Here is a 14,036-nt window from a genome sequence, read left to right on the forward strand (position 1 = left end):
CCGGGCAGACCCGCGGCCCCCGCCGAGGCCGCCGCCTGTGGCCGTCCGCCACCGGGCATGCTGGCCCCATGAGCGAGATCCCGATCACCGTCCGAGGGGGCGTCGACGACCGTGCCGTCGCCCAGCTCGAGCGCTGCGCTCGGGCCGGTGACGCGGTGGCGGGCGCCCTGTGCGCCGACGGCCACGTGGGCTACTCGCAGCCCATCGGCGGCGCGATCGCCTACCCCGACCACATCAGCCCCAGCGGCGTGGGGTACGACATCGGCTGCGGCAACAAGGCCGTGCGGACCGACATCCGCACGGACGAGCTGCGGGCCGACCTGCCGCGCGTGATGGACGAGATCTTCGACCGGATCTCGTTCGGCATGGGGCGCAAGAACGACGAGCCCGTCGAGCACCCGGTGCTCGACGCGATCGCCGACGCCGACTTCGCGCCGCAGCGGTCCCTGGCCAGCGGGGCGCGCAAGCAGCTCGGGACCGTCGGGGCGGGCAACCACTACGTCGACCTGTTCGCGGGCGACGACGGGTTCGCCTGGGTCGGCGTGCACTTCGGCTCGCGCGGGTTCGGGCACAAGACGGCCTCGGGGTTCCTCTCGCTGGCGGCGGGCGGCCGGTTCACCGACCGCGCGCCGAACGGCGAGATGGACGCCGACCCGATCCTGCTGGAGGCCGACTCCGAGCTCGGCGCGTCCTACATCGCGGCGATGGAGCTCGCCGGCGCGTACGCCTACGCCGGGCGCGACGTCGTCGTCGACAAGGTCCTCGAGATCCTCGGGGCCACGGCGACCTACGAGGTCCACAACCACCACAACTACGCGTGGCGGGAGCGGCACCTCGGGGTCGACGCCTGGGTCGTCCGCAAGGGCTGCACCCCGGCGTTCCCGGGCCAGGAGGGGTTCGTCGGCGCGACGATGGGCGAGCCGTCCGTGATCCTGCGGGGCCTCGACACGGCGGGCACGGCAGGCCTGCTCGGGTCGACCGTCCACGGCGCGGGACGCGTGATGTCGCGGAGCCAGGCGGCGGGCCGGATCGCCAACCGCATGGAGTGCAACGCCCGCGACTGCGACTTCTGGGCGCCGATGGCGGAATTCCGGGAGGCCCGGGAGCGTGCGGGTGCGGAGAACGGGCGCTTCACGCTCTGCCCGCGCCACCCCGACGGGAAGATGACGAAGCGCCGCGGCCGCGTCCGCGACGGCGTCATCGACTTCGGGGCGGTCCAGGCCGAGCTGCGGGGCGCGGGCGTCGAGCTGCGCGGCGGCGCGGCCGACGAGGCCCCGGCGGCGTACAAGCGACTCGACGCGGTCCTCGCGGCGCACGCCGACACCGTCGAGGTGCTGCACCGCCTGACCCCGATCGGCGTCGCGATGGCGCCGGCCGACACGGCCGATCCCTACAAGGACTGACCCCGTCCTCCCGCCGCGCCGCGGTGGGAGGGCCCGCGGGGCCGGCATCCGGCGGCGGACCACGGCGACCCGGCAGGCCCACGCCCGCCGCACGGGCGACGCCGACGGCGCCCGCCCCCGGCGCCTCCGGCGCCCCCTGTCCGTCGGCCGGAGAACCCCCGGCACCGTTTGCCGGCCTGCGGGCGGGGGCACGTCTTCCCCATGCCCCGCCACGCGCACGGACAGCGACCGCCCCGCACGACGACGTCCGCCGGTGGCGGCGTCTAGGGTCCTCGGCCATGGAGCACGCCTTCCGCGCGGCCCCCGGGCGCACGCCCTTCTCGATCGGTGTCGAGGAGGAACTCATGATCGTGGACCCGGAGGACGGCCACGACCTCGTCAACGCGATCGAGTCGCTGCTGGGCGACGCGCCCGTCGGCGAGGTGAAGGCCGAGCTCATGGAGTCCGTCCTCGAGATCGCCACGGAGCCCGTGAAGAACGCCGCGGAGGCCGGCGAGCAGCTGCGGCAGCTCCGCACGCACGTCCAGGACCGCGCCGGCGAGCACGACCTGGCGATCGCCTCCGCGGGCACGCACCCCTACGCCCGCTGGGAGGACCAGCGGATCGCGGCGCGGGACCGCTACCGCGACCTCGTGCGCGAGCTGCGCTTCGTCGCCCGGCAGGAGCTGCTCTTCGGGCTGCACGTGCACGTCGGCCTGGACGACCCCGACCAGGCGATCCACGTCGCCGACGGCATGCGCGTGCACCTGCCGATCCTGCTGGCCCTGTCGGCCAACTCGCCCTTCTGGCGCGGCGACCGCACGGGCCTGATGTCGACCCGCACCTCGATCTTCCGGGCGTTCCCGCGCGTCGGCGTGCCGACCGCGTACGGCTCGTGGGACCGCTACGAGCGCGAGATCGAGTTCATGATGCGTTCCGGCGTCATGAGCGACCCGACCTACGTGTGGCACGACGTGCGCCCGCACCCGACGTTCGGCACGGTCGAGATCCGCGTCTGCGACGGCCAGACCCGCGTGGAGCACACCCTCGCGCTGACCGCCCTGATCCAGGCGATGGTGCACGAGCTCGCGAGCCACTACGACGACGGCAAGCCGCTCGGCGACGTGCCGTGGCAGATCCTCGACGAGAACAAGTACCTCGCCGCGATCCACGGGCTCCACGGCGAGCTCGTCGACCTGCCGTCGAGCGAGCGGGTCCGCACCGTGGACCTGGCCAAGCGCCTGCTGGAGCGGCTGCGCCCCCACGCGCAGGAGCTCGGGTCGGAGAACGAGCTCGAGGGCATCGTCGACCTGCTCGAGCGCGGCACGGGCGGCGACCGCCAGGTCCTCGTCTACGACGCGAACAAGGACCTCCGCGAGGTCATGGCCGAGATGGCCGACCACACCACCTGCGGCTGAGGCCGGCGCGCGCCGGTTCGGGGCGCCGGGTCGGCACCGGGTCACCGCCGTCGAGATGGCGGGCCGACTCCCTGCCGGAGAGCCCCCGGCGGGTCCCCCGCCACCGCCTACCGATCCGGCGCGTGCGCCGTCCGGAGGGGCCTTGGGCCCCCAACCGTGGCGCCGCGCCGCTCGATGCGCCACCCTTGGTGCATGAGCACGAACCCCAGGACGGGACGCGGCAGGGCGCTGTTGGGCGGCGGGCAGCGCGAGAACGGCTTCCTGTTCGTCGGCGCGATGGTCGCGCTGATGTGGATCGTGGAGGTGATCGACTCCGTCGCGGACCACCGCCTGGACCAGTACGGGATCAAGCCGCGCGAGGTCGGCGGCCTCGACGGCGTGCTGTTCAGCCCGTTCCTGCACGGCAGCTTCGGCCACCTGCTGTCGAACACCGTGCCCTTCGTGGTGCTCGGCCTGGTCATCGCCTTCAACGGCGCCGTCCGTGTGCTGCTCGTGACCCTCATCGTCGGGCTCGTGGCCGGCCTGGGCACCTGGCTCATCGCGCCGGAGAACACGCTGACCGTCGGCGCCAGCGGGCTCGTCATGGGCTACGCGACCTACCTCATCGCGCGCGGCGTCTTCAGCCGCCGCATCGTCGAGCTCGTGCTCGGCGCGCTCGTCGCGGTCGTCTGGGGCGGCGCGCTGCTGTGGAGCCTCGTCCCCCGCGAGGGTGTCTCCTGGCAGGCGCACCTCTGCGGCGGCATCGGCGGCGTGATCGCCGCGTGGCTGCTCACGAAGGACCGTCGCGAGGAGCGCGACGTGCGCGCCCCGGGGCGCAGCCACGGCCCGCTCGACCTCGTCTGACCGATCCGCCCGTCGCCGCGCCCCGCGGGTGGCGCGGGGCGGCGGACGCACCGGATCGCCGCGGCTGCTGCGGTGCGACGACGGTACGCCGTCCTCGTCTAGCGTCCCCCTGGTGCACCCCGCGGCCGAACGCAGCGACCAGTGGTGGGCGGAGCTCACGATCGGTCACGCCGCCGGCGTGACCCGCGCCCGTGCGGCGAACGCCCGCCGCACGACCTTCGGCTGGATGCTGACGACGCCCGCCGCCCCGCGGGTGTGGGCGCTCAACCGCGCCCAGGTCGTCCCGGGCGCGGGCGGCCTCGACCCCGCCGACACGGTCACCGCCGTCGAGGCGGCCCACGACGCCGCCGGCCTGACGCACCGCGCCGTCGACGTGCGCTCGCGCGGCGACGCGCGGCGGCTCGGGGCGGTGCTGCGCGCCGCCGGGTTCACGGTCTTCGAGCTCGCCGTCCTGGCCGCCACGCCGGCCGAGGTCAAGGACCACACGGCCCCGCGCCCGGGGCGCACGTGGACCGTCGCCCCCTACGGCCCGCGGGCCGCGGAGCCGGTCCGCCGCGCGGCCGAGGAGCTCACTGACCGCGGCCCGGAGGAGCGCGAGCAGGTCGCCACGCAGTGGAGCCTGGCGCCGGCCGAGGCCGCCGCCCACCTCGTGGCCCGCAACGACGCCGGCGAGGCCGTCGGCTCCGCGGTCGTGCACCGCGCGAGCCTCCACGTCGAGCTCGACGACGTCCTCACGCACCCCGTGCACGAGCGCTCCGGCGTGGGCAGCGCCCTCCTCCGGACCACCGCCCGGATGGCCGACGACCTCGACGTCGCCCGGATCACGCTGCTCGCCGAGCCGAACTCGTACGCCGCGGGCTGGTACGGCCGGCTCGGCTTCCGCGAGATCGGCCGGACGACCCAGGCCCACCGCGACGCGGTGGTCTGAGGCCGCCCTCAGCGCCCGCGCATGCCCCCCTGCGGCAGCCCCTGCCCGTAGCGCTGCCAGTCGAGCAGGGTCACGTTCTCGCGCGCCGTGCGGCCGGCCAGGTCCTCGAGGTCCCGGAACATCGTCTTGAGCCGGCGCATCCCGTCCCCGGGGCGGGACGCGAGCTCCGTCGCCAACGCGATCGCGGCGGCCTCCGCCTCCTCCGTCGGCACGACGCGCTCGGCCAGGCCGATCCGCCCGGCCTCCTCCGCGCCCACCGGACGGCCGCTGTAGATGAGGTCCTTGGCGCGGGAGAGTCCGACGAGGGGGACGAGCCGGGCCGGGCCCACCGGCACGCCGAGCTTCGCCCCCGCCCACGCGAGCTTCACGTTCTCCCCCGCCACCCGCAGGTCGCAGGCGGCCGCGAGCTCGGCGCCGGCCCCCACGACGTTGCCGACGCAGACCGCGACCGTCGGCACGGGCAGGTCGGTGACGGCCTGGTACATCCGGGCGAACCGCTCCATCCGCGCGATGCCGCCCTCGCGGTCGAGCTCCTCCGCCACGTCGGCACCGGCGCAGAGGGCGCGGGTCGAGGTCGTGGAGAACACCACCGTCCGCAGGTCGGCGTCGGCCGCAAGCTCCTCCAGCGCCGCCAGCAGCTCGTCGAGGGTCTGGGTGTCCATGGCGTTGCGTCGCTCGGGGCGGTCGAGGCGCACGACCTCGACCCCGTCGGCGACCCGCTCGCGCTGCAGTCCGGTCATCGGCGGGGTTCTATACGATGGAGGCCCATGCGCCGTCTTCTCGTCCTCGCCGCGACCACGATCGCGACGCTCTCGGCCACCGTCGCCACCGCCTCGGCGAAGATCGACTCCGGTCAGGGCACCGTGGGCGAGAACAACGACCTCATGGTCACGCTCTTCGGCTTCGCGGTCCTCGTCGGCATCCCGGCCTTCGCCGCGCTCGCCAGCCTGCTCCAGGCCCGCCTGGACAAGCGCAAGTACGCGCGCCTCGCCGCCGCCCGCGCCCGCAAGGCGTCGAGCGACCGTCGCCTCGGCTGGTAGCGCCGCCTCCCCCTCCACGGGGCCGTCGGTGACGGCCCCGTCAACGTCTCCCGAGGCACCCGTCCGTCGGGTACGCTCGCGCCCATCGGGCGTGCGTCGCACGCCGCACGCCGAAGGGACGACGCATGGCCTACCTGGTCACGGGAGCAACGGGGTTCATCGGTCGCCATTTGGTGGCGACCCTGCTGGAGAAGCGCGAGGGAGAGATCTTCCTCGTCGTCCGCGACGCCTCCCAGCCGAAGGTCGACCGGCTGATCGAGGGCTGGCCCGAGGGCGCCGAGGAGCGCATTCGCGTGATCGTGGGCGACCTCGAGAGCCCCGCCATGGGCGTCGAGCCGGGCTGGATCGACGAGCACCGCGGCCAGATCGACCACGTCTTCCACCTCGCGGCGATCTACGACATGACCGCCGACGAGGCGCGCAACGAAGCGCTGAACGTCGAGGGCACCCGCCACGCCGTCGAGCTGGCCAACGTGCTCGAGGCCGGCCGCTTCCACCACGTCTCCTCCGTCGCGGTCGCCGGCGACTACGACGGCGTCTTCCGCGAGGACATGTTCGACGAGGGCCAGCCGCTGCCCTCGCCCTACCACCGCACGAAGTTCGCCTCGGAGCGGATCGCGCGCGGCGAGACCCTCATCCCGTGGCGGATCTACCGCCCGTCCATCGTCGTCGGGCACTCCGAGACGGGCGAGATGGACAAGGTCGACGGCCCGTACTACACGTTCGGCCTGATCAAGGCCATGCGCAAGCTCCCGGGCTTCATCCCGCTCATGGCCCCGGACATGGGCGCCACGAACATCGTCCCGGTCGACTACGTCGCGAACGCGCTGGACCACATCGGCCACGCCGAGGGGCTCGACCAGCAGGCGTTCCACCTGACGGCCCCGCGCCCGCAGCCGCTCGTCGAGGTCATCAACCTCGTCGCCCGCGCCGCCCGCGCCCCGCGCCTCTCGCTGCGCCCGCCGGGCATGCCGCCCGTCGACGTCCACAAGGGCGTCCTCGGCGCCGCCCTGCGGGCCCCGGCTCTCGCACCGCTGCGCCGGATCCTCCTCTCCCCCACCGGGATCCCGGACGAGGTCCTGCCGCACATGAGCTTCGTGCCGGTGTTCGACGCCCGCCGGGCCGAGCAGGCGCTGAACGGCTCCGGCGTGACCCTCCCCCGTCTGCGCGAGTACGCGGCCAACCTCTGGGACTTCTGGGAGCGCAACCTCGACCCGGCGCTGCACAACGACACGCGCCTGCGCGAGGCCGTCGTCGGCCGCACGGTGCTCATCACGGGCGCCTCCTCCGGCATCGGCGAGGCCACGGCGCTGAAGGTCGCCCTCGCCGGCGGCACGCCCCTGCTCGTGGCCCGCACGCGGTCCAAGCTCGAGGCGCTGAAGCGGCTGATCGAGGCGCACGGCGGGACGGCATACGTCTACCCCTGCGACCTCAACGACATGGAGGCGATCGACGAGCTGGCGAAGACCGTCACCCGCGAGCACCGCGTCGACGTCGTCATCAACAACGCCGGCCGGTCCATCCGCCGCTCGCTCAAGCTCAGCCTGAACCGCTTCCACGACTTCGAGCGGACGATGCAGCTGAACTACTTCGGCGCGATCCGGCTCGTGATGGGCGTCGTCCCGCACATGGTCGAGCACGGCGGCGGCCACATCGTGAACATCTCCTCCATCGGCGCGCAGACGTGGCCGCCGCGGTTCTCGGCCTACGTGGCGAGCAAGACCGCACTGGACGCGTGGACGCGCATCGTGGCGGCCGAGCTCCTGGGCGCGAACGTCACGTTCACGACGATCCACATGCCGCTCGTGCGGACGCCCATGATCGCACCGACGAAGCTCTACGACCGGATGCCGACGATCACCCCGGTCGAGGCGGCGGACATGGTCGCCGAGGCGATGATCAGCCACCCCAAGCAGATCAACACGCTGCTGGGCACCGCCGGCGAGGTCCTCTACGCCGTGGCGCCGCAGGTCAGCGACTTCATCCTGAACATGGGCTTCCGAGTCTTCCCGGACTCCGCGGCGGCCCGTGGCACGGAGAACCCCGACGAGCGCGCCGGGGTCGAGATGCGCGTGCTCGCCGCGCTGACGCGCGGCATGCACTGGTAGCCGGCGGCGCGGGAGGCCCGGCGTCCGGCCGGGCGTCCGCGCCGCTCAGGCGGCGCCGGGACTCAGGCGGTGACGCGGGCGCTCAGGCCCGCGGTGAGCATGCCGACGGCGTGCTTGAGGAAGTCCTCGGCCTGGTGGTCGCCGATCTCCTCCCGGGTGTTGCGCATGATCGGCGCGTCCTCGGGACCGCCGGCGGAGATCTGCTCGAGCGACTGCATGACCTCGGACCACTCGCCGTCGAGGCGGGCGGCGCCGCGGAGCATCCACACGAGGGCGGGCGTGAAGCCGACGCGCTGCTCGTACGGGATCCCCGCGTTGGTCAGCGGCGAGTTGATCGCCTCGAGCCAGCGGACGAGGCCCGGGCGGCTCAGCGCCCGGCCGTGGAGGTGCTCCGCCAGGCCGGGAACGCTGAGGAAGACGGCGTAGGACCGCTCGACGAGGAGCATGATCTGCTCCTCCCACGAGGCGTCCTCAGGCACGTCGAGGTCGATGGAGGCCACTGCGGCCTCCAGGACGTCGTCGACCAGCGTGTCCTTGCCGGCGACGTGGCGGTAGGCCGCCATCGTGGACACGCCGAGCTCCTCGGCGAGCCGTCGCATGGAGAGCGTATCCAGCCCGTCACGACGGGCGATGGTCATCGCCGCATCGATCACCAGCGCGCGGCTCAGGCGCTCGGCCTGAGGCGCACGCGGCGCAGAGGTGGTTGCCTGAGAAACCGGAACGTCGGGCACCGCAGGGATGGTACCGATGGTCAGCGTGAGCGCCGCCACTCGGTGTGACCAAAAAGGACGTTCGTTGTACGCCAGAAACACCGTGCCGGTCCGATGTCCGTCGCGTGTGTGCGAGGCGGCACGGACACCACCCAGGCTAGGAGCGCCCAACCGCCAGATAGCGATATCAGCGCCACGTCCCCGGACGGGTGACCGGGAGCGGGGAGCACATGTCTCGCCCGCGACGGACGAGTATGCGGCCCCGGACCCGGTCCGACGGCCCCTATTCCGTGTCCGCCTCGCGGGCGCGGCGCGCGTGCAGCTCCATCAGCTGGCGCTGCAGGCCCTTGGGGTTCTCGGGGTCGGCCGGCTGCACCCGCTCCCACGTGTCGTCCGGGCGGAGGACCCAGGAGCCCTCCTCGTCCTCGAACGCCCGGTCCAGCGCGTCGAGCAGCTCGTCGCGCGCGGCCTCGTCGTCGACGGGGACGACGAGCTCGACGCGGTTGTCGAGGTTGCGCTCCATGATGTCGGCCGAGCCCATGTAGACCGTGCGCTGGTCGCCGCGGTCGAAGGCGTAGATCCGCGAGTGCTCGAGGAACCGGCCGAGCACGGAGCGGACCTGGATGGTCTCGGAGAGGCCCGGGACGCCGACGCGCAGGCAGCAGATCCCGCGCACGTTGATCTCGATCGGCACCCCGGCCTGCGAGGCCCGGTAGAGCGCGTGGATCGACGCGCGGTCGACGATGGAGTTCATCTTGAGCCGGATTCGCGTGGGCAGCCCCTGGCGGTGGGCCTCGACGGTCCGCTCGATCTCCTCGATCAGCCCGTCGCGCAGGCCGTTCGGGGCCACGAGCGCCTTGCGGAAGCGCCCCGGCTTCGCGAAGCCGGTCAGCTGGTTGAAGAGGTCGGCGACGTCCTGGCCGAGCCGCTGGTCGCGCGTGAAGAGCCCGAAGTCCGTGTAGAGGTTCGCCGTCTTCGCGTGGTAGTTGCCCGTGCCGATGTGCAGGTAGTGGCGGACCTTCTCGCCCTCGCGGCGGACGACGAGGATGCACTTGGCGTGGGTCTTCAGCGCCGGATGGCCGTAGACGACGTGGACGCCGGTGTCCTCGAGGACCTGGGCCCACCGGATGTTGGCCTGCTCGTCGAAGCGGGCCTTCAGCTCCACGAGCGCCACGGTCTGCTTGCCCCGCTCCGATGCGCGCACCAGCGCCGGCAGCAGGGTGCTGTCGGCGTTCGTGCGGTACACGGTCATCTTGATCGCGAGGACGTCGCGGTCGACGGCGGCCTGCTCGAGGAACCGCTCCACCGAGGTGTGGAAGCTGTCGTAGGGGTGGTGGACGAGCACGTCGCCGCGGCGCATCGCGGCGAAGACGTCGGACTTCTCGTCGTCGCCCTCGCGCAGGCGCGGGTGCGTGACGGCGCGCCACGGGTCGTCGAGCAGCTCGTTGTGGCCCGGCGCCTTGACGAGCTGCCACAGGGCGGTGAGGTCGAGCAGGCCGTCGAGGTCGTAGACCTGGCGCTCCTCCACCCCCAACTGCTCGACGATCTCGGTGCGCAGGGCCTCGGAGACCTTGCCGTCGATCTCGACGCGCACGATCTCGCCGAACCGCCGGTTGCGCAGCTCGGCCTCGAGGGCCCGCTTGACGTCGTCGGCGTCGTCCGAGATCTCGAAGTCGGCGTCGCGGGTCACGCGGAACATGCCGCGGTCGAGGACCTCCATGCCCGGGAAGAGCGCGTCGAGGTGGGCCTCGACGATCTCCTCGAGCGGCACGAAGACCTGCTCCTTGGACTCCGCGTTCGGGTTCGCCGTGTTGTCGACGAGCTCGAGGCGGTCGACGACCTCCGTCGGCAGCTTGACGCGGGCGAACACCGTCTGACGGGTGTCGGGGTCGCGGACGAGCACGCCGAGGTTCAGCGAGAGGTTCGAGATGTACGGGAACGGGCGCCCGAGGCCGACGGCCAGCGGGGTGAGGACGGGGTAGATCCGGTTCTGGAACCGCGTCTTGATGAGCGCCTTCTGCTCGTCGTCGAGCTCCTCGTGGCGCGCGATGCGGATGCCGTGCTCGCGCAGCAGCGGCCGCAGGTCCTGCTCCACGACCCGCGCGTGCTCGTGCACGAGCGGCTCGAGCTTCGCGCGCAGCGCGTCGAGCGTCTGGTCCGCGGTGCGGCCGTCGGGGCCGCGGCGGCGGTTCTCCGCCCACACCTTCGCGTGCTGCCCGGCGACGCGGATCATGAAGAACTCGTCGAGGTTCGACGCGAAGATCGCGGCGAACTTCACGCGCTCGAGCAGCCGCGTGCGCTCGTCCTGGGCGAGCTCGAGGACCCGCTGGTCGAAGTCGACCCAGGAGAGCTCGCGGTTGACGAAGAACTCGGGCGCCGTCGGGTCGACCGCGGGGCCTTCGGCGTTCGTCGCGCCGGGCGTGGTGTGGTCGGAGGCGAGGGTCTCGTCGAGCATGAGGGACCCCGCAGCCTACGGCGCGTGCGGGACGCCGACGTTGCTGTCCGGTGAATCCGGCGTGAACGCCTGGGGGCGCTCCGCGAGGGCGAACTCCAGGCGGGCCCGGAAGCCCTCCCGGCCCAGCTGCTCCCAGAGCGCGAGGAATCGGCCGTAGAGCAGTCCGCGGCGGGCGACGAGGTACGCCTCGAGCGTCGCGAGGCCCCGGTGCTCCTCCGCGTGCGGCAGTCCGGCGGCGAGCCCCGGGTCGAGGTCGCGGGCGTCGGCGTCAGCGCGGTCCAGCAGCGCCTCGGCGTCGGCGGCGCGCCGGGCCTCGGCCGCCGCACGGACCCGCGGCAGCGCGACATCGCAGTCGTGGATGTCGCCGATGAGGTCCTGCAGGTCCCGCGTGCGCTTGGCGGCGGTGCGGGCGTAGGGACCGAAGCAGGGCTCCGCCGTCACCTCGAGCACATAGCGCAGCCGCTTGGCGGCGATCCGCATGTCGTGCAGCGCCTCGACCTCGGCCACGTCGAGGACCGCGGGGTGAAACGCGTAGAGCTCCTCGATCCGCAGCCGGACGATCCGCTCGGCGTTGTCGGCCAGCGGCGCCGTGACGTCGAGGCCGGGAACCCTCCCGGCCTTCATGCCGGCTCCCCCGCGACGTCGTCGGCCGGCGGGGCCTCCGGGTAGGACGCTCCGTGATCCGGCTCGTCCTCGGCCTCCGCCGCGGCGGCCCCGGGGGCCCCGGCGCGCTCCTCCGCGGAGGCCACCAGGGCGTCGACCCGGCGGCGCAGGCCGTCGCGGTCGAGCGCCGCCAGCGCCGCGGAGAGCGTCTCGTTGCCGGCGCGCTGCTCCGCGCGGATCTCGTCCATGAACGCCTGCAGCCCCGGCCCGTCCTCGGGGGTCAGGCTCGCGGAGAAGCGCTCGAGGCCCTCGAGCTGGACGTCCGGGTCGCGGCGGGCGCCGAGCGCGTCGGCGAGCCGCTTGACGTCGCGGAGCACCGCGCGGCCCTCGTCCTTCGGGAAGCACGGCGCGTAGATCTCGAGCACCGCGCGCAGGCGGCGCGTGGCGACTCGCATGCCGTGGACGCGCTCGATGCGCTCCGTGTCGAGCACGCCTTCGGCCTGGGCGAAGAGCTCGTCGGCGCGGACGCGGACCGTCGCCGCGGCGGCACGGGCGTAGGGCGTGTCGGCGCGGAGGCCGGGGATCGGCTGAGCCTTCGCCACGGGACCACCCTAGGTGGCCGTCCGGCGGCGGTTGCGACCGTCCCGTGAACGGCGCGGCGCGGTCATCGTCCGGCCCCCGCGCGGCGCGGTACGAATATGCACGGTCCGCTTGCCATATACGGACTGCGCGTGGCGGGCGGGCCCCGGGCGGGCGCGGCGCTACTCCCAGCGGAAGGTCGCCGCGGCGGCCGTCAGGGAGACGACCGCCCAGAGCCCGAGGACGATGAGGTCCTTGAAGGGCGCGACGTGGCCGTGCTGGAGGACCTCGCGCAGGCCCGTCGAGAGCGCTGCGCTCGGCAGCAGCTCGAAGGCGCCCGCGGCGGCGCCGAGCTCGGAGAGCGGGTAGACGATGCCACCGAAGACGAGCAGCACGAACCAGAGGATGTTCGCCAGCGCGAGCGTCGTCATCGCCCGCAGTGCGCCGGCGAGCAGGAACGCGAGGCCGCAGAACGCCGCGGTGCCGAAGGCGAGCAGCAGAAGCACGGAGAACGGGTCGCCCTCCGGGTTCCAGCCGAGCGCGACGCCGACCGTGACGAGCAGCACGAGCTGCAGGAGCTCGACGACGAGCACGGCGCCCGTCTTGCCCAGCAGCAGCACGGAACGGGGCAACGGCGTGGCGCCCAGGCGCTTGAGCACGCCGTACTGGCGGTCGAAGCCCGTGGCGATCGCCTGGCCCGTGAAGGCGGTCGACATGATCGCCAGCGCGAGGATGCCGGGGACGAAGAAGTCCGCGCGCTCGCCCTCGGCCGCGTCGACGGAGATGAAGGGGATGGTCGTGCAGACCACGAGCAGCCCGAGCGGGACGATCAGGGACAGCAGGACCTGCTCGCCGTTGCGGAGCATGAGCTTGAGCTCCATCCACACCTGGGCCAGGGCCATGCGGGCGATGGGCGCGCGGCCGGGGCGCGGGGCGAACTCCCCCACGTCGGCGGCCGAGACGGGCGTGACGCGGGTCATGCGCGCAGCTCCCTTCCGGTCAGCTCGAGGAAGACGTCCTCGAGGGTGCGCTGCTTGACCTGCAGGCCACCGAGCAGCACGTCGTGGGCGGCGCACCAGGCCGCGACGGCCGCGACCAGCGCGGGGCTGACCGGCCCGACGACGAGGTAGGTCCCGGGGGCCGGCTCGCTCACGCGGCAGTCCTCGGGCAGGCTTGCGCCGAGCGCGACGACGTCGAGGCCGGGGGGCGCCTGGAAGCGCACCTCGCGCTCCGCGGCGCCGCGGATCAGCTCGTCGGCGGTGCCCCGGGCGATGACCTGGCCGTGGTCGACGATGACGACGTCGTCGGCGAGGCGCTCGGCCTCCTCCATGTCGTGCGTCGTCAGCACGACGGAGACGCCGTCGCGGCGCAGGGCCTCGACGATCCGCCAGGTCTCGTGCCGGGCCTGCGGGTCGAGGCCGACGGTCGGCTCGTCGAGGAAGACCATCTCGGGCCGGCCGACGAGGGCCATCGCGAGCGAGAGCCGCTGCTGCTGGCCACCGGAGAGCCGCCGGTACGGCGTGTTGCGGACGGGCGTGAGGCCGAGGCGGTCGAGCAGCTCGTCCGGGTCGAGCGGGTCGGCGGCGTAGGCCGCGACGAGCCGCAGCATCTCGCCGCACCGGGCCGCCTGGTAGACGCCGCCGTTCTGCAGCATCACGCCGATGCGTGGACGCAGCGCGGCGTTGTCGTCGCGCGGGTCGAGTCCGAGGACGCGCACGGTGCCGGCGTCCGGGCGCCGGAAGCCGATGCACGTCTCGATCGTGGTCGTCTTGCCCGCGCCGTTCGGCCCGAGCAGCGCGAGGACCCGTGCGCGCTCGAGGCGCAGCGAGACGCCGCCGACCGCCGTGCGGTCGCCGTAGCGCTTCACGAGCCCGTCGATGACGAGGGCCGGGGCGGCGCCGGGGTCACCGGGGGTCGCGGGCGCCTCGGGGGGCATCGCGACGTCGGCGGCTCGGGGGGCGTGGAGCGTG

13 protein-coding genes are annotated in these 14,036 nt (G+C 73.6%); 6 read left to right on the forward strand and 7 right to left on the reverse strand.

What is annotated here, in order from left to right:
• The first annotated feature begins 68 nt into the window (after positions 1-68).
• From F593_RS0113260 to F593_RS0113275, 4 genes are all read left to right on the forward strand, one after another.
• Positions 69-1,403, forward strand: a complete 1,335-nt coding sequence (locus F593_RS0113260; RefSeq protein ID WP_022929239.1) for an RtcB family protein — start codon at positions 69-71, stop codon at positions 1,401-1,403.
• 278 nt (positions 1,404-1,681) lie between these two features.
• The gene (locus tag F593_RS0113265; protein WP_022929240.1) at positions 1,682-2,800 is read left to right on the forward strand and encodes a carboxylate-amine ligase; all 1,119 of its coding nucleotides are present in this window, start codon (positions 1,682-1,684) and stop codon (positions 2,798-2,800) included.
• A gap of 192 nt (positions 2,801-2,992) precedes the next feature.
• Positions 2,993-3,643, forward strand: a complete 651-nt coding sequence (locus F593_RS0113270; RefSeq protein ID WP_051160530.1) for a rhomboid family intramembrane serine protease — start codon at positions 2,993-2,995, stop codon at positions 3,641-3,643.
• A gap of 112 nt (positions 3,644-3,755) precedes the next feature.
• Positions 3,756-4,571 (forward strand): GNAT family N-acetyltransferase, encoded by an 816-nt coding sequence (locus F593_RS0113275; protein WP_022929242.1) that lies wholly within the window; start codon positions 3,756-3,758, stop codon positions 4,569-4,571.
• An 8-nt stretch (positions 4,572-4,579) separates the two neighbouring features.
• Here F593_RS0113275 and F593_RS25120 read toward each other — a convergent pair whose 3' ends face one another.
• Positions 4,580-5,311, reverse strand: coding sequence for an enoyl-CoA hydratase/isomerase family protein (locus tag F593_RS25120; protein WP_022929243.1), 732 nt, complete (start codon positions 5,309-5,311; stop codon positions 4,580-4,582).
• A gap of 27 nt (positions 5,312-5,338) precedes the next feature.
• On the opposite strand from F593_RS25120, the gene F593_RS0113285 reads away from it, so the two are divergent.
• Positions 5,339-5,611, forward strand: coding sequence for a hypothetical protein (locus F593_RS0113285; protein ID WP_022929244.1), 273 nt, complete (start codon positions 5,339-5,341; stop codon positions 5,609-5,611).
• A gap of 125 nt (positions 5,612-5,736) precedes the next feature.
• Positions 5,737-7,719 carry an SDR family oxidoreductase gene (locus F593_RS0113290; RefSeq protein WP_022929245.1) on the forward strand — a complete coding sequence of 661 codons (1,983 nt, stop codon included), beginning with the start codon at positions 5,737-5,739 and terminating at the stop codon, positions 7,717-7,719.
• Between the two features lie 62 nt (positions 7,720-7,781).
• Here F593_RS0113290 and F593_RS28420 read toward each other — a convergent pair whose 3' ends face one another.
• From F593_RS28420 to F593_RS0113320, 6 genes are all read right to left on the reverse strand, one after another.
• Positions 7,782-8,357, reverse strand: a complete 576-nt coding sequence (locus F593_RS28420) for a TetR/AcrR family transcriptional regulator (RefSeq protein WP_084630017.1) — start codon at positions 8,355-8,357, stop codon at positions 7,782-7,784.
• A 355-nt stretch (positions 8,358-8,712) separates the two neighbouring features.
• On the reverse strand, positions 8,713-10,884 hold the full coding sequence (ppk1, locus tag F593_RS25130) for a polyphosphate kinase 1 (RefSeq protein WP_022929247.1): 2,172 nt from the start codon (positions 10,882-10,884) through the stop codon (positions 8,713-8,715).
• 15 nt (positions 10,885-10,899) lie between these two features.
• Positions 10,900-11,508: a CHAD domain-containing protein gene (locus tag F593_RS30845; RefSeq protein ID WP_022929248.1), complete on the reverse strand. Its 609-nt coding sequence runs from the start codon at positions 11,506-11,508 to the stop codon at positions 10,900-10,902.
• A complete protein-coding gene (locus F593_RS30850) occupies positions 11,505-12,089 on the reverse strand; it encodes a CHAD domain-containing protein (protein WP_022929249.1) in 585 nt (194 codons plus the stop codon). Before F593_RS30850 ends, F593_RS30845 begins: the two co-directional genes overlap by 4 nt.
• Positions 12,090-12,248: 159 nt before the next feature.
• Complete coding sequence (locus tag F593_RS0113315; RefSeq protein ID WP_022929250.1) at positions 12,249-13,046, reverse strand: ABC transporter permease; 798 nt, start codon at positions 13,044-13,046, stop codon at positions 12,249-12,251.
• A complete protein-coding gene (locus F593_RS0113320) occupies positions 13,043-14,002 on the reverse strand; it encodes an ATP-binding cassette domain-containing protein (RefSeq protein ID WP_028721670.1) in 960 nt (319 codons plus the stop codon). Before F593_RS0113320 ends, F593_RS0113315 begins: the two co-directional genes overlap by 4 nt.
• Positions 14,003-14,036 lie beyond the last annotated feature (34 nt).

The organism is Patulibacter americanus DSM 16676 (assembly GCF_000420025.1).
Classification (GTDB): domain Bacteria; phylum Actinomycetota; class Thermoleophilia; order Solirubrobacterales; family Solirubrobacteraceae; genus Patulibacter; species Patulibacter americanus.